The organism is Acetatifactor muris, assembly GCF_024623325.1.
GTDB classification, from domain to species: domain Bacteria; phylum Bacillota; class Clostridia; order Lachnospirales; family Lachnospiraceae; genus Acetatifactor; species Acetatifactor muris.
Genome location: NZ_JANJZD010000002.1, coordinates 77712 through 94205, shown reverse-complemented (window position 1 = coordinate 94205; position 16494 = coordinate 77712). Strand labels below are relative to the sequence as shown.

General features: G+C 48.4%; 16 protein-coding genes. 15 read left to right on the top strand and 1 reads right to left on the bottom strand.

What is annotated here, in order from left to right:
- Positions 1 to 140 precede the first annotated feature (140 nt).
- The 7 genes from NSB25_RS02300 to NSB25_RS02270 all read left to right on the top strand — a co-directional run bounded on the left by NSB25_RS02300 (position 141) and on the right by NSB25_RS02270 (position 7048).
- Positions 141 to 1226, top strand: a complete 1086-nt coding sequence (locus NSB25_RS02300; protein WP_103237893.1) for a PucR family transcriptional regulator — start codon at positions 141 to 143, stop codon at positions 1224 to 1226.
- Between the two features lie 89 nt (positions 1227 to 1315).
- Positions 1316 to 2002, top strand: a complete 687-nt coding sequence (ftsE, locus tag NSB25_RS02295; RefSeq protein WP_103238007.1) for a cell division ATP-binding protein FtsE — start codon at positions 1316 to 1318, stop codon at positions 2000 to 2002.
- Positions 1992 to 2948, top strand: coding sequence for a permease-like cell division protein FtsX (gene ftsX, locus NSB25_RS02290; protein WP_103237894.1), 957 nt, complete (start codon positions 1992 to 1994; stop codon positions 2946 to 2948). Before ftsE ends, ftsX begins: the two co-directional genes overlap by 11 nt.
- An 11-nt stretch (positions 2949 to 2959) precedes the next feature.
- Entirely contained in the window at positions 2960 to 4210 is a 1251-nt protein-coding gene (locus tag NSB25_RS02285) for a murein hydrolase activator EnvC family protein (RefSeq protein WP_103237895.1), read from the top strand.
- Positions 4211 to 4229: 19 nt separating this feature from the next.
- Positions 4230 to 4418, top strand: coding sequence for a hypothetical protein (locus NSB25_RS02280; protein ID WP_103237896.1), 189 nt, complete (start codon positions 4230 to 4232; stop codon positions 4416 to 4418).
- A gap of 68 nt (positions 4419 to 4486) precedes the next feature.
- Complete coding sequence (locus NSB25_RS02275; protein ID WP_103237897.1) at positions 4487 to 5662, top strand: S41 family peptidase; 1176 nt, start codon at positions 4487 to 4489, stop codon at positions 5660 to 5662.
- 213 nt (positions 5663 to 5875) lie between these two features.
- On the top strand, positions 5876 to 7048 hold the full coding sequence (locus tag NSB25_RS02270; RefSeq protein ID WP_146039953.1) for a hypothetical protein: 1173 nt from the start codon (positions 5876 to 5878) through the stop codon (positions 7046 to 7048).
- A gap of 57 nt (positions 7049 to 7105) precedes the next feature.
- On the opposite strand, the gene NSB25_RS02265 is transcribed toward NSB25_RS02270, so the two are convergent.
- Positions 7106 to 7609, bottom strand: a complete 504-nt coding sequence (locus tag NSB25_RS02265; RefSeq protein WP_242982266.1) for a helix-turn-helix domain-containing protein — start codon at positions 7607 to 7609, stop codon at positions 7106 to 7108.
- A 176-nt stretch (positions 7610 to 7785) separates the two neighbouring features.
- Between NSB25_RS02265 and NSB25_RS02260 the strand changes: the two genes are divergently transcribed.
- The 8 genes from NSB25_RS02260 (at position 7786) to NSB25_RS02225 (ending at position 16454) form a co-directional block, all read left to right on the top strand.
- Complete coding sequence (locus NSB25_RS02260; RefSeq protein ID WP_103237900.1) at positions 7786 to 9270, top strand: serine/threonine protein kinase; 1485 nt, start codon at positions 7786 to 7788, stop codon at positions 9268 to 9270.
- Positions 9271 to 9370: 100 nt separating this feature from the next.
- Entirely contained in the window at positions 9371 to 10309 is a 939-nt protein-coding gene (locus tag NSB25_RS02255; RefSeq protein WP_103237901.1) for an ADP-ribosylglycohydrolase family protein, read from the top strand.
- 155 nt (positions 10310 to 10464) lie between these two features.
- Positions 10465 to 11169, top strand: coding sequence for a hypothetical protein (locus tag NSB25_RS02250; RefSeq protein ID WP_103237902.1), 705 nt, complete (start codon positions 10465 to 10467; stop codon positions 11167 to 11169).
- A 45-nt stretch (positions 11170 to 11214) separates the two neighbouring features.
- Positions 11215 to 12192 carry an NTF2 fold immunity protein gene (locus NSB25_RS02245; RefSeq protein ID WP_103237903.1) on the top strand — a complete coding sequence of 326 codons (978 nt, stop codon included), beginning with the start codon at positions 11215 to 11217 and terminating at the stop codon, positions 12190 to 12192.
- Positions 12193 to 12567: 375 nt separating this feature from the next.
- Positions 12568 to 14127: a hypothetical protein gene (locus NSB25_RS02240; RefSeq protein ID WP_257479217.1), complete on the top strand. Its 1560-nt coding sequence runs from the start codon at positions 12568 to 12570 to the stop codon at positions 14125 to 14127.
- A gap of 43 nt (positions 14128 to 14170) precedes the next feature.
- Positions 14171 to 14722 (top strand): hypothetical protein, encoded by a 552-nt coding sequence (locus tag NSB25_RS02235; RefSeq protein ID WP_146039955.1) that lies wholly within the window; start codon positions 14171 to 14173, stop codon positions 14720 to 14722.
- A 29-nt stretch (positions 14723 to 14751) separates the two neighbouring features.
- Entirely contained in the window at positions 14752 to 15909 is a 1158-nt protein-coding gene (locus NSB25_RS02230; protein WP_103238008.1) for a MarR family transcriptional regulator, read from the top strand.
- Positions 15906 to 16454, top strand: coding sequence for a hypothetical protein (locus NSB25_RS02225; protein ID WP_103237906.1), 549 nt, complete (start codon positions 15906 to 15908; stop codon positions 16452 to 16454). The genes NSB25_RS02230 and NSB25_RS02225 overlap by 4 nt, the downstream gene beginning before the upstream one ends.
- Positions 16455 to 16494 lie beyond the last annotated feature (40 nt).

Sequence of the window (16494 nt, the reverse complement as noted above, 5' to 3'; positions counted from 1 at the left end):
TATTGGGACGGATGAACATTTATACGTTTTTTCATAAATGATTTGAGAGCAACTGCCTTGAAAATTTACAGGTTTGAGAGCGGCAGGACAGCGCTGTATGTAACACGGGTTGGTCTGGATAGCAAAAAGGAGCGGGGTTAATGATATCAAATCAGATTTTGCAGAACACAATTGATGGGCTGAAGGGAATTGCTAGAGTGGAGTTTTGTGTCCTGGATGTTGATGGCAACGAGGTGGCTTCTACAGTTGACATGAGCAGCGTATCCAGAGCAGCGGTGGAATTTGCCGCTTCGCCGGCGGATTCTCAGGAAGTACAGGGGTACCAGTTTTTTAAAATTTTTGATGAACAGCTGCTGGAATATGTACTGATTGCCAGCGGCCCGGCGGAGGATGTCTATACCATCGGCAAGATGGCGGCTTTCCAGCTGCAGAATCTTCTGGTGGCTTATAAAGAGCGGTTTGACAAGGATAATTTTGTCAAGAATCTGCTTCTGGATAATCTGCTTCTTGTGGACATATACAGTCGTTCCAAAAAGCTGCATATTCAGACGGATGTTCCCAGAGCGGTTCTGATTGTGGAGGTGCCCGGCGGCCGTGACAGCAATGTGCTGGAGCTGGCGAGAGCGCACTACAGGGGAAACGGCAAGGACTTCGTGACGGAAGTAGATGAAAACAATGTCATTATTGTAAAAGAGCTCACGGACGGAGACTCCCTGAAAGAGATGGACAAAGCGGCGAAGGCGCTGTGGTCCTATCTGAAAAAAGAGGGAATCCGGGATGTGCGCGTTGCCTATGGAACGGTGGTCCAGGAAATCAAGGAGGTAAGCCGCTCCTATAAAGAGGCGAAGATGGCGCTGGACGTGGGCAAAATATTTTTTGATGAGAGAGAAATTATTGCCTACAGTGAGCTTGGAATAGGGCGTCTGATTTATCAGCTGCCCATCCCTTTGTGCAAGATGTTTATCCGTGAGATTTTCGGGGGGAGAAGCCCGGACGACTTTGACGAGGAGATGCTGAGTACAATTGACAAATTTTTTGAAAACAGTCTGAATGTATCTGAGACATCCCGTCAGCTGTTCATTCACAGGAACACTCTGGTATATCGGCTGGATAAGCTGCAGAAAAGTACGGGGCTGGACCTGCGTATTTTTGAGGATGCCATTACCTTCAAGATAGCACTGATGGTTGTAAAGTACATGAAATATATGGAAAACGCTGATTTTTAGAGCAGCGGCGGGTTTTGGCATGGAGGAAAATGATGACCAAAAGAGAACTATCCTGGAAAAAGCGGGAACAATTTATAGAGGATCATGGCATTATCTACCTGGATAATGTAAGTAAGGTCTACTCCAAAGGGGCGCCGGCGCTCAATGGAATTACACTGGGGATAGGAAAGGGAGAGTTTGTTTTTATTGTAGGGGACAGCGGTTCCGGCAAATCCACGCTGATTAAACTTCTGCTGCGGGAGCTTACTGCTACCAGCGGCAGTGTTTATGTAATGGGCAGTGACCTGGAGAAGCTGAAGCACAGACAGGTGCCGAAATTCAGACGGAATCTGGGTGTGGTATTCCAGGATTTCCGGCTGCTGAATGACAGGAATGTGTATGAAAATGTGGCGTTTGCCCAGCGGATTATCGAGGTTCCCTCTATTGAAATCAGAAGAAATGTTCCCACCATTCTTGCCACGGTAGGGCTGGCCGGGAAATATAAGGCAAAGACCAGACAGTTGTCAGGAGGTGAGCAGCAGAGAGTGGCACTGGCCAGGGCTCTGGTGAACAATCCTTCCATTCTGCTGGCGGATGAGCCCACTGGTAATCTGGATCCCAAGAACTCCTGGGAAATTATGACATTGCTGGAAGAAATCAATCAGAACGGAACCACGGTGGTTGTGGTTACGCACAACAGAGAAATTGTCAATGCCATGCACAAGAGGGTGATAACCATGAAGCGGGGCATAATTATCAGCGATGCGGAAGGAGGAGAGTATATCGATGAAGATTAGTACTTTGTTTTACACGATAAAACAGGGCTTTGTCAATATTTTCCGCAATAAGTGGTACTCTCTTGCTTCCATTGCCACGATAGCCGCATGCCTGTTTCTGTTCGGTCTGTTTTATTCCATTGTGATGAACTTCCGCAGTATTGTGATGAAAGCTGAGGAGGGAGTATCTGTAACGGTATTTTTCCACAGTGAATGGGATCAGTGCGAAAAACTGGGCAAGACTCATGAGGGTGGAATGCTCCCTACGGACGAAAGGATAGAAGAGATCGGACAGATGATTGCCAACAGGGCAGAAGTTTCGGAGGTGAAATTCGTCTCCGATGATGAAGCCTGGGAAAATTTTACGAAAGAAAGATTTGGAGAAGAGTTTCAGGCGTATTCCCTGGGGTTCCTGGAGAACCCTTTAAAGGGGGATCACAGCTATGAGATTTTCCTCAGTGATGTATCGCTGCAGAATGCGCTGGTCACATGGCTTGAGTCCTTCCCTGAGGTGAGCAGAGTCAATTATTCGGCGCTGACTGCGGACACACTCAGCGGTGCCAACCTGTTAATCGCTTATGTGTCTCTGGGCATTATCGTGATTTTGCTGGCAGTCAGCATCTTCCTGATCAGCAATACCGTGGCGATCGGCATTTCTGTTCGCTCGGAAGAAATCAATATCATGAAATATATCGGCGCCACAGACTTTTTTGTCAGATCTCCATTTGTGCTGGAGGGGATGTTGATCGGACTTCTGGGAGCCATGCTGCCCCTGGGGCTGATTTACAGCATTTATAATTATGCGCTGACTTACATTGCGGAGAGATTTTCCATTCTCAGCAATTTTCTGAATTTCCTGCCGGCGGAGGAGATATTTCATGTGCTGACACCGGTGTCTGTGGGCGTGGGTGTGGGAATTGGCTTTCTGGGAAGTATCACGACGGTCAGAAAGCATTTGCGGGTGTAAAGTAGGAGCCTATGAAGAAAAAATGGAAATTATGCCTTGCATTGTGCGGACTGGTTCTGTTGTGGGGAGGAATACTGTCGCGACAGGGAGCTTTGCCAATACAGGCGTCCGCATCCGGTAAACCCTCCGCTGTTACCTCGGAAAGCATTCGGGAGAAAGAAAATCAGATTTCTCAGAAGAAAGAGGAGAAAAAAGCGCTGCAGGGCGGTCTCAGCGATCTGAAGGAAATAAAAAAGAATCTGGAGAGTCAGAAGGACAATCTGAAAGATTATGTGAGACAGCTGGACGGGGAGCTGGAACTGATAGAACAGAATATTGCCGCATTGAAAGCGCAGATCAGTGCGAAAGAGGAGGAAATCCGCCAGACAGAAGAAGAACTGGAGAAGGCTCTGGAAAGGGAAGAAACCCAGAAGGAATCCATGATTGTGCATATAAGATTAATGTATGAGACCGGAACGCCCAGTATCCTGGATTTGCTGCTGCAGTCCAGAAGTATGGGGGATTTCCTGAATAAGGCGGACCATGAAGAGCGGGTTGCCTCTTATGACCAGGCAATGTGGCAGAATTACAGGATGGTCAGAGAATATGTGGAATTGTGTAAGGAAGATCTGGAGCTGGAGAAGGAGATTCTGGACGAGACCAAAGCGGGCGTGGAGGCAGAGCAGCAGAACCTGGAGGAATTAATCGAACAGAAACATAGAGATATCACTGCTTACGAGGCAGATATCAATAATAAGGAAAAAGCCATTCAGGAATATGAAGCGGAAATCAAGGCACAGGAGGATGAAATCAAGCTTCTTGAGGCGGCGGTGGCAGAGGAGAGAAGAAAGCTGATTGCAAGCAATGCTTCTGTACTGAAATATGATGGTGGTATGTTTAAGTTTCCCATGGCTTCCTATACGAGAATGTCCGATGACTATGGAATGAGAATGCATCCCATTCTTGGTGTGGAACAGTTTCACAATGGTGTGGACTTTGCCGCGCCGGCCGGGACGGCCATCTATGCCGCTTATGACGGAAAGGTGGTAGCGGCGGCCTATAGTACCAGCATGGGTAATTATTGTTTCATTGATCATGGGGATGGCTTGTATACCATATACATGCATGCGTCGGCGCTGTATGTGAAGAATGGCGATATTGTGGCACGGGGAGATACCATTGCCGCGGTGGGGAGCACCGGCCGCTCCACCGGAAATCATCTGCATTTCAGTGTGCGGCTGAATGGTTCTTATGTATCTCCATGGAATTACCTGAAGGAATAGCAGGAAGGATGTGAATGTTATGACAGACAGAAATGATGCATATTTTGACAATATCTCCGGAAACAACAGGGATATACCGCCTGGTTCAGGGCGTGACAATCAGGTGAATAGTGGTCAGATGTACAGTAACCAGATGAACAACAATCGGATGTATGACAACCGGCCGGGATATGGTTATCCGGTGCCCCCCGTCCTGTTCAGCCGGTAAGGGGGGAGAGAGGAAGCGGCAAAGGGCTTTTCTTCGGAGGTCTGATTACGGGGATTGCCGGGGCGCTGATGATTTTCGCCATCTGCTATCTGGGACTTTATATTCAGAAGCTGATGGAGGCCCCGCGACAGCCAGATGAGCAGTTCCAGTTTAAGGAAGGCTCTGCCATCGATGAGTCTGTAATCACGAAACTGCAGAATCTGGAGAGTACCGTCAATAAGTACTTTTATCTCGGGGAAGTCACGAATGAGGAATTTCAGGACGGGATTTACAAGGGGATGATAGCGGCTCTGGGAGACCCTTATTCCGAGTATTATTCTGCGGAAGAGCTTGCCGTGCTGATGGACCAGACAGAGGGAATTTACTATGGCATCGGCGCATATATTCAGCTGGATACCGCTACGGGTCTTCCGAAGATCAGCGGGACTATTGAAGGAGCACCTTCGGAAGAGGTGGATTTGCGGGCCAATGATCTGATCTATGAAGTGGACGGGACTGCAACGTATGGAATGACTCTGACGGAAGTTGTGAGCCTGATCAAAGGGCCTGAAGATACAAATGTGGTTCTGACCATTATCAGGGAGGGAGCTTCCGACTATCTGGAAGTCAGTGTGACCCGAAGGCAGGTGGAGACACCTACCGTGGAATATACCATGCTGGAAGATGATATGGCATATATCCAGATCACGGAATTTGACGAGGTATCCATCGATCAGTTTGCCGATGCTCTCGCAACGGCGAAAGGCTCCGGCATGAAGGGACTGATTCTGGATCTGCGGGGAAATCCCGGAGGAAGCCTGAACGCTGTGGTGGAAATGGCCAGGATGATTCTTCCCAAGGGAATGATTGTATATACGGAAGACAAAAACGGAAAGCGGTCCGAATACGCCTGTGACGGAAGCAGGAAGCTGAAAGTACCACTGGTGGTGCTGATTGATATGAACTCTGCCAGCGCCTCGGAGATTATGGCGGGAGCAATTAAAGATTATGAGCTGGGGACGCTTGTAGGTACCACCACATTCGGAAAAGGCATTGTACAGCAGATTATTCCTTTTCGGGACGGTTCCGCGGTAAAAGTTACCATCAGTGCTTATTACACGCCGAAGGGCAATAACATACACGGCATCGGCGTGGAGCCGGATGTGGTATGCGAATTCGACGGAGAAGCCTATTACAACAGTGAAGACCATCCGGACAATCAGCTGGAGAAGGCGAAGGAAGTGCTGCGGGAGATGATGAAGTAAATTGATATCCCTCATGGGCTGTGTTGAGCTGCCCCATGGGGGATTTGATTGTGCGCGGCAGAATGGGGATGGACTGTTTTTTAAAGTAAATTCTGCTGTGGGCAGACCTTTTTGACACAAAACCAGCTATAATAAGTTATGGTTTGCATGATTTATGACAGGTTGTTTTATATTATGCAACACAAAGTACGTATCAGAAAGGTGGAGAAAGGCATGAGAAAAGGTTGGAAAATGCTGGCAGCCGTATTGGGGGGAGCCGTACTGGTCTGCAGCGGGTATGAAGGCGTTCCGGTGAGGGCTGCAGAGAGTGGGCAGCAGGAGGCAGAGTTGTCCACAGCGGCGGAAGCTCAGAAGAAGGAGATTCCGAAGGCGACGGATCTGAAATGGAATGAGAAGGGACAGGGGATCTTCACGAATCCCAATGGGCGGTGTGGAGTAAGAGCCTATGTTTATACTCCGGATGGGAACAGACTGACATATAATCCCGGCACAACTGTGAACGGAGGAGAAATCAAATTTGACCTTTATCATTTAATGCAGGAGTCGGGAACTTATACGTTTGAAGTGTACCTGGAAAACAACAGCGGCTCAAGCTTATCGGAGCGCAGCGGAGAGTTCGAGTATGTGAAGCCGGATACAAAGCTTCCGGCCCCTGTGGTCAGCGTAAGCAAAGAAGGTGTTGTGTCATGTACTCTGCCGGAGAACGAGGGATCCGGATATGTTCTGGGGACAGACTATGGATTTAATTATGAGCTGTGGTCAGGCAACAGAAAGGTTTCACAGTGGGGAACGAATCAAAGTACAGTTAACTTCGGTCAGCAGATGAAACCGGGAATAAGTTATTCGGTAAGAGTCTGTACACTCAGCAGAGATATTATGAAATATCTGGACAGTGAATGGTCTGCGCTGATTCCTGTGAATCCGGAGGCATCAGTACGGGAAGAGGAGCATACAAAATGGGAACCCTCGGAGGAAGAGCTGAAACTGTATGCTGCCTGCGGCAGCGAGGAAATAGAGTTTACCGCGGATGCGAATAATGCTTATGAGGTCAGGATAGAGAATTCCGTTCAGGGGTTGATGTGCTTTGCTTCCTTTGAATCCGTACTTGGGGACTATACCATTGGCAGAACATATAATATTTTTCCCTCTGAGAGAGGAAAGGTATCTCAGATGGAAGACAAAGTAAGGATTACACTGACGATTCCGGAGGCGCTGCAGGCAGATGGCAGGACATTCAGGATGATCAGTGTAACGGAAGGCGGAAGCCCCCTTGTGTTGGAGGATCTGGACTCTGATTCGAAGACCATCACTTTTGAAACGAATACCTATTATGCATTTGCACTGGTTTACAGTGACACAGCAAAAGTAAAAGCAAAGGTAAGATAAAAGAAAAGGATATAAATTCAGCAACAGTGCACCGGAAGGTATAACTGTTGCTGAATTTTATTCTGATGGAATTCCCAAAATGTGAAAATGATGCTCGAACAGCAGCGTGTTTGCTTCAAAAATGGTCTTTCCTTTTTGGAGCGCAAACAGGATTATAGCATCTCGTTCATCTCTTGCATATAGCTCCGGGTTTTTAGATGCCTTCAGCAGTACCTGCGTTTCTTCGTCAGAAAGGCGCAGACCAAATGCCAGAGCAAGTAAAGTATTCCGGGAAGGTGATTTTTCCCCTGAAAATATCTGATATACATATGCGCGGCTCAGCAGAGAGCCACGTACTACATCTGCTTTGCGGAGCTTTTTACAGGATAAAAGAGAACGCAGATATTCGGGCAGATTATAACGTACCAGGTTTTTTTGATTGCTTCTCAGATAATCTTCGATATTCGTTGCAGCTTTTAGCTCATGTCTTAGTTCTTCCGTCGTTTTAGCGTTCATGTTGTCTCTCGTATGTTTATCTGGTATAATTGACTCTGGTGTAGATGGCCATTTGGCCGTTTTCAACAGGAATAGCAAGCAGGGCAGCAATTTTTCAGAGATTTGCTTCTGCTTTTTATAGACATTATATCAGATGGGTGGAGATATTACAATCTGAACAGTAACTAATTGTCAGGTTAACGGTCACGGAATGAGCAGCAATGACTGCTATGTAAAGTAAAGATCTGAGAGGGAAAAGAAACATGGAATGCGAAGAGATAAAGCTGCTGAAACAGAGTGAAAAGAGTACAGTACATCTGATACGGGAAAAAGGTGGTTCCCGGACATTGATACGCAAGAGAATGGCCGGGCGGCATTTGGTCTATCAGGTGTTGCAGAAATGTTCCCATTCCTGTCTGCCCGAGCTGTATGAAGTCGTGCTGTCGGAAGATTCCACAATCGTGATAGAGGAGTATATAGAGGGACAACCATTGGGAATTGCAGAATTATCGGAGAGGCAGTTCCGGCAAGTGGTGCGGGAATTGTGTTCTGTGCTGGAATTTCTCCATAAAAACGGAATTATTCACCGGGATATTAAACCCTCCAATATTCTTCTGACGGAGGATGGACATGTGCGGCTAATAGACTTTGACGCCGCCCGCATGCCCCGGAAGGAGGCAGAACATGATACCAGATTGCTGGGTACCAAAGGATTCGCCCCGCCGGAACAGTATGGATTTACCCAGACAGACGAACGGGCAGATATCTATGCTTTGGGTGTGACGCTGGAGCGGCTTCTGGGGGAGAAGTGCCGTAAGCGGCACTATAGGCGGATCATTCGGAAATGCACAAATCTGGATCCGGACAGACGATATCAGTCGGTGCGGCAGGTGAGAAGGGCATTTTTCCATGCGGAATGGAAAGTTTTGGTGATTATGCTGTTTGTTCTCGTTGGGGGGGCAGGTATGGCTTTACTGCCTGCCATAAAGGAAGGAGGGCTGTTAGAAAATCAAGAAGAAAGTGCCGGACTCACCGTCCTTCCGGCGCCGGGGAATCCACACTGGGATGGAGAAACCGGGATTGTAGTGTGGGACAATGTGCTGGAATCAGGTGTGGGGGATGAGGTACAGTTTTATTTGAGATTGTATAGAAAAGATACCGCAGATTCGCCAGATGTTAATGACGATGACTGGTGCTATGAACAAAAGGTAAGGATGGGCGGTTCTCACAGAGACCGGGAGAGGGTAACCTGGAATATAGTGACGAAATTGCAGGAAAATGGGTTTTATTATTTTACGGTATCGGCCGTGGGCGACGGCGTCCAGTATGCGGACAGTCCTTATGTGGTGTCGGATGCTTTTGCATATACGGGTGAAGAAGCCGAGACTTTGCCTGTTCCTATGGGACTTGAGTGGAGATTGTATGAAGAGGATAATACCCGGCGTTATTATGCTGTATGGAGCAATCTGGAGGATTATGAGGAGCAGGATTATTTTAATGTGACTTTCTATGATCAGGACGGTGCTTATGTGATGAACAACACCTGGTCAAAAAGTATGATTTTGGAGGGTGGATACGGCGGAATCCCTATTCCGGCTCAATTCCTGAAAGCAGAGCCGGGGACTGCATACCGCTTTACTGTTCAGGTATATTCTTCACGGCCAAATGAATATCAATCAAGTCCCATGCCGGACCCTGTACCAGAAGAGTACTATAGCCCCTGGTTTTATTGTGGGCCGAGAGAGTGAAATAGTTGCTGCTTTTTGTTAGCATTAGTGCTATTCACTCCCGCGGTTATTTGGGGCAGGAACATATATGCCATAAAAGGACCGGAAAGGCAGGGAAACTATGGAAAAGCGTGACAGAATTGCAGGAGGATTTTACGGACTTCTGATAGGGGATGCCCTTGGGGTTCCCTATGAATTTCAGCAGGCGGATCAACTGCCGCCCTATGAAAAGATTGATATGATACCGCCTGCCGGTTTTAAACGGACCTATCCGCAGGTGGAGACCGGGACATGGTCGGATGACGGGGCGCAGGCACTGTGCCTGTTGGACAGCCTGTTAAGCCGGAAGGAATTTTCACTGGACAGCTTTTCCAACATGCTTTTAGACTGGTATGAGAATGGGTCCTGGGCGGTGGGAAACAAGGTGTTTGATGTGGGGGTTCAGACTGGCCAGGCGCTTCATGCTTACAAAAGAGGAATGTCTGCCTGTGAGTGCGGCCTGGTGAATCCCGAGGGCAAGGGGAACGGCGCATTAATGAGGGTACTGCCCCTTGCATTATGGCAGGAAGACAGAAAAAAGCTGGTTCAGGATGCCCATCTCCAGTGCCTTATCACCCATGGCCATATCTGCAACCAGGTCTGCTGTGCCCTGTACTGCCTTGCGGCAAAAGCCCTGTTGGATGGCAGAAATGCCCGGGAAGCAATCAGGGAAGCCGTTGTGGGTCTGAGGGAGATCTATCGGGATATGCCGGAGTATGAACAGGAGTTGGAGTGGAGCATACGCCCCGGGGCTTCCTGGGAGGGGAATGGGACGGGCTATGTGGTGGACTGCCTGAGGAGCGCGTTTATGATATTGGAGCGGACCTCCGACTATGAGGAGGCTGTAAAACAGGCGGTTGGGCTGGGAAATGATACGGATACGACTGCCTGCGTAACAGGCGGACTTGCGGGAATTCTGTATGGTTTTCGGGGGATACCGGAGACGTGGTTTTCCGGTCTGCGGGAACGGGAAAAGGCGGCAAAGCTGTTAGAGCGGCTTCTGTCAGAAAAAGGTATATAGGAGCGGATAGGAATCAAATCCCAGAGCTTTCACAGGATCCTATGCCCGAATCGGATGTTCGGATTAAGAGATATCATAGAGCGTGTTTGATAATTGCTTTCTGACAACTGTGCGTCACAAAGCAATTTCCAACACGCTTCCGGGAGGAATACAGCATGGAATATGCAAAAATCACAATAGATCCCACATTGCTTACCTATGTGGTTCAGGCCCTTGGCAGGGTACCGGAGAGCCTTTATGACCTTCAGAAGATCAGGAATCTGTCCTGCGGCGGCAGGCCAGTCTGTCAGGAGCTGACAGATCCCCTTAAGGGCACCCTGCCTGAGAGGCTTGAGATTGTAAGGGGAGATTTCAGCGTCATTGGAAAGATGTCAAGGCTGAAGAAACTGGCTATCTCCGCTATGCCTGTGAAGGATTTTTCTTTTTTGACCACCTTGACCATTGATTTCCTGGCAGGAAATATAGATGATATCCGGGGGAAGGATGTCCAGTGGAGACGGGCGTTTGCCATTGCAGCCACGGCGATTCTGGGGGAGGGGAAGCTTGCTTATATGCTCTCTCTTTCCGGTTTTATTTCCTACTATGTTGTCTGCTCTGAATGCGAGAACTGCGATGAGGAAATGGAAGTGGGCTATTTTGAGCTTTCGGAACGGATGAAGAAGGCAAAGGCGCCTTCCGGGAAGTGGGACGGCAGAAGCCTGGAGGATGTCAGGCTGTGGCTGCCAAATTTGTTCCGCCTGCTGGAGGACGAGGAAGGAGAGGAGCTCCTTTCCTATTATTTCGGAACCTATGTATGCCCGGAATGCGGGAAAAAGATGCCTGTGCTGACAGGGATGGAAGCGTATTATTTTGGAGAGTAGCCCAAAGCCGAACCAATGCAGGGGTAAGCATAGAAAGGCAGGAAGATGAACGATACATGGAAGTATTTCCGGAAGATTCCGGGAGAGAGCATGAGAGGAGAAAATATGATGTTGGAATTTGCCCCGAATACTTATATGTTGGAATATCAGGATGGTGTCTACCTCTGTAACGGAACAAAACGGGTAGAAGCGCCGCTGGATTTAGATACCCTTGAGGAGGCCATCAGACAATGCCCGAAGCTTCAACAGGTCTTATTGAATGATGCAACCTTTGGCGACCAGTGTTTTCCCATTTTGGCACGGGTTCCCAAGCTGAATATGCTGGCTCTGATGCGGGGCAGGCAGATTACCGGACATGGATTGGAACTGTTGAAAGATCTTCCCTTAAAGGATCTGTTTTTACAGCGGACGGCTTTGGATGACGAGGGACTGGCTCAGGCTGTACAGATTAAAAAGCTGGAAAATATCTATATAGCCGCCTGCCATCATGTTACCTTTGAAGGACTGCTGGCGGTTTCCTGGAGGGATAAGCTGCATATCAGCGATACGGACAATCATGATGATGAAGGGTTGGCAGGGCTGTTTACAGAGAAGGAGCGCAAGTCATATGAAGATGCCCGTACCTATAAAATCATGAAAAATCGAATTTCATTGGACAATCCCGAACTTCAGGCTCCCGTTCATGCACTGCGGGAATTCTTCAACGACATGAACCGCTGGGAGCGGACGGCAGAACAAAAAGGCCATGGCAATCAGGCGGAGATTGATGCGTTGTTTGCCAGGCGGGTGAGCTGGTCTCCCCGTCCCGGCTGGCGTCCCGTTCATCTTTCCTTTAGAAGAGGCGGGACTTATACGGATTATCATCTGATCGCCGGAGAACGGGTCACAAAAAGCAAATTCTGGATTTATGCGGAACAGGATATTTTCTATTATCGTTATTTGATGCGTCTGATTGATGATGAGTGGATGATTGACAATGCTCAGTGGTGCCAGAAAGGGCGCTGGTCATTTTGTGGGCTGTGATGGAAAGCGATAAATCTTTTCTGTATTTTTACAAAAGCAGTAGAAAAATTGGGTTTAGAACGTTTGTCAGGTGTTTATATCAACAATTATATATTCTTTCTATGTTCCCATATAATAAAGCAATCCTTGTGTCATGAACGGCACAGGGATTTTTGCAGTGCTGAAAGAGGCAGGCATGTTTGCGGAGCATGGAGGGGCGGCATATCAAATATGTAAAGCTGAAATTTTGTCCACTGATCATTCCGTCAGTCTGCCCAGAGTGCAGGTATAAGTTTTTTGAAATGGATGATGATTTACAAAATGCAAGGAAAAATTGATCAGGAAGAGAAATCTAAGATACAAGAGGGCTCTATGGCATTGGGGAGGAATGAAGCTATGAAAAAGGAGCTGCGCTCAGCCAGATTAAAACAAAGAACTGCAAAGCCGGGAGAGGTATATGCCTTTTATGTGGAGATGCTGGGGAAATACGGCGTCTGCCAGATCCTTGCCGTGGATGGCAAAAGCATTTGCTATGTGCTGCTTGATTATCTGGAATGTGATCTGCCTGGGGAAGATATCCTGGAGCGGTTACAACCCTATCACCGGGAATCCTTCCGGTATCACCATCAGATGATAAAAACAGGGATTGAGAATACCCCTGTTCCCCGGGATTACCGGTACATAGGCCAGTGCGGGCTCAAAAGCAGCCCGGTATGGGATTCCTACTCCTGGAAGTGGCCCGCGGGGGAAGACTACTGTTATGAGGAGCGATGGAAGTCTTTTGACGAAAAAGCCAGGTCCGCATACAAAAAATATGTAAACAGCGGCGATTTTGTGTCTGTACATGGCAGGATGTTCCGGAAGAATACCGGAGGACTGCGGGATGACCTTTACCAGTGTCTGACAGAAAAAGATACGTTGGAAGAATTTCCCTGTATCACCTATGCCGAAGTGCGGGGGTATTCCGGTAAGCTTGTGAATCTGCTGTCCACAGCACCGCTGCTTCGGACACTGCGCCTGCAAAAGGCAGGGGTAGAGGTACTTGACCTTGGGAAGACCTGCCTGGACAATCTGGAGCTGGATATGAGCGGAATCAGGAAACTGGTACTTCCAAAAGATACCCGCTTTCTGAAGCTGTATGGGAAGATCCGGCCGGAACTGCAAATTGACGACAGCCTTTGCAGTGGGAAACTGACCCTGGAAATATCCTTGAAAAAGGCATTGCTTCAGAGATACGGACTTCAAAAAAACCGGGTCCCAAGGCTCTGCCTGACCGACATAAAAGAGCTGGATATGAGGCAGGCGGCCGAACAGTTTCCAGAGGCGGAATATTTAAACATAAGCGGAGCTCCCGGCACCGTAACCCATATGCAGGAGGCAGGAAAGCTGTCCGGGCTTCGGAATCTTTACTGTAAGGAGCTGTTTGGATATGATGAGAGGGATATGGAAGCATTGGAGGGGCTGCGGGAACTGCGGGAGCTGGATTTTGACAGCGTTCCCAAAGGAGCGGGCCTGTACCTGAAAAAACACTGGAAAGGGAAGCTGGACAGGCTAAGTGTCACCCACCTGCGGGATGAAGGATGGCTTAGGGATAACCTGGAGAACCCGCTACGCCATTGGGATGGAAACGAGTTTATTCCTGAGGCGGCATACCGGAGCGCCAGAAAGTGTTACAAAGATACAAAGAAGCTGCTGACGGAGGCGATGGGCAGGGCGGCGGACAGAAAAGAAATCGAGGAGATTGTCCGCAGGTACACCGGGTATTTTAATAAGCTCAATGACCGCTATGAGGAGTTCGTCGAGACAGAGGAACGGGAGGATATCTTTATGGCCATGCAGAGGCTTTACGAAGAGTGTATCCTGCAAGGAGAATACGGACAGGCGGACGAAAATGCGGCTCCGGTGACGCTTTCGGAAATCTGGCATGTCATGGATGAGGTGCGGGAGAACTGGTAATCGATGTCCGGACATGGAATGACTGGAAAGGAGGCAGATGCATATGAAGGTACGGAGATTTCGCTTTTATGCCAAACGAGAGGATCTGCAGGCTATCCTGGAAGAATTTCAGAGTAAGTTTGATGTTTATTATGTGCCCACATATTCAGATGAAGGCCCTGTCTTTTTCAAGGACGCTGCCGGCCTGCCAGACCTGGGAACTAATTTTTTCGGCTCCCATCAGGGCAATAAGCAGATTCTTGCATTTTCAGGAACAACTGCCTGCTCCTGGAAAGAATACAGATGGAGCGACCACGAGAAGGGAGGGATACGATATACTTCCCTTTGTGACGAAAATATAGAACGGATAGATATAGACTTAAACGGCGTATACCAGGAAACGGCAATCTTCCCCACGGAGACAGCAACGATGCATTATGACAATGCAGCGGCGAAGAAGCTGTTTGACGGACTGAAAAAAATCGTGGGAAGGCAGTCTGTCAAAACTGTGAACGGCTGTTTTATTTGTAAAGGGGCATATGAAGACAAAGAAACATACAGGTTCTGTACAATCAACATAAAGTCGCCGGAAGAATATGACCTGAAAGTTGAGTAAGCGGGGAAACGGAGCCGGTTGTGGATATTATGATGACAGTGTTTTTAGAGATCAAACAGATTGTGGACTATCCACGTTGCCGGATCTACCGGCACTTTATCCAGAACTTAATGGCAGACCGGAGCATTCGCGCAAGCGGGGGTTCTGGTCTTTTTTATTACACGGTGCTTTGCAACTATGCAAATTTCCGCACTTCTTATCTCCGCATAGACGGTATCGGCTATACCGTATACCCCGGTGAGTGGATCTGTACCGTGAAGGAACTGACTGCATGGTTCCGTACCCGTTTCCAGTGCCAGGCAGTCTCCATCCTGGATGAACTGCAGAAACGCCATCTGATCTCCTATCTTTTCCTTGACCGGGGAAAGGTGGTTAAATATAAGGTCCGGGACTGGAAAAAACATAATACCGTGCTGGACTACAACTGCCCCTGTCAAAAAGATACGGGCTTTTTCTTTATGCCTATTGTGGTTGCGACAGAACTGGTCAGCGCCGGCCGCTGCTCCGAAATGGATATCCTGCTGGATCTGTGGATGTCCACTGTTTACAATGACAGCCAGGTGCAGGGTTCGGAGATTGGCCCGGTGGTCTATTTCCGCAACGGCACGGGCTCTCCGCTGGCAGCTTACAGTGAAATGGCTGTCCGCTGGGGCATCTCCAAAGCCACAACAGGGCGTGTGCTGAAAAAACTCGCTGACATGGATTATATCTCCTTAATGTCATTCCCCGGAAGAACAGGTAGCGTGATCTATCTGCACAGTTACCTTTCCACCATGTTCCAGATATCAGATGTCCTTGTTGATAAGGAGGAGGTTGCCATGGTCCTGAAGATCAATCTTACAATGCCGGATGAAACAAATCCGCAGGAAGATACTGTTGTTACAGAGCATGAGGTATGCGTTTCAGAGGAATTATCCAGCGTTTCAAAATCGAACATGGAAGCTGTCATCACAAAAGTGGCGCAGATCCTTGATGCACAGGGCATTTCCTGTTTCCGGTGCCCGAAATCCATATATAAGTTATATCCTTTATCTGACGCCTGCAGGGAAGAGTATATATCCCACATACAGAAGGGGATTGTACGGTTCGGGATGACCGTGTCCTGTGGGGAGGACAAGCTGGTCTACACCTTTGAGCTGACGCTCTCTCCCACTGAAAAAGACAGGGAAGGGGGTGCCAGGGCATGAAAAAGAATCAGGAAGAAATGAACATTGCCGATAACCCGCTGTACCATGATACCTGGAAGCTGCTGAAGAAATACAGGGATGTGGTATGGAGCCTGGAGCTGTCCGTCCAGCAGGTGCGGAGCCGGTTTGAGATCGAGTATGGGAGTTCCATCGAGGATTTTCTGGAGTCTGTCTATGTGGCCGGGATAGACCTGTCAGACCGCAACATTGAACATCACGCCAAATGTATCGAGCGAAGCCACCGGATGCTGAAACTTCTGGATACCTCCATCGACCTGCTCCGTACCAAGCACAAGAATGGGGAAAGCTATTACTGGCTGCTGTATTACTCTTTCCTCTCTCCGCAGCAGCTCCGAAATGTGGAGGAGATCATAGAGAAACTGCGCCCCCATATCCGGGATATCAGTTTCCGTACCTATTACCGCAGGAGGCGAGAGGCGATTGACGCACTCAGTTCTATCCTGTGGGGGTATACATCCAAAGACAGTATCGACATTCTGGAGAAGTTCTTTCCGGATGATAAGAATGCCGGGGAACAGAAATAAGCAGCTATATGATATTTACAGGCAATCAGGCCGGATTGGA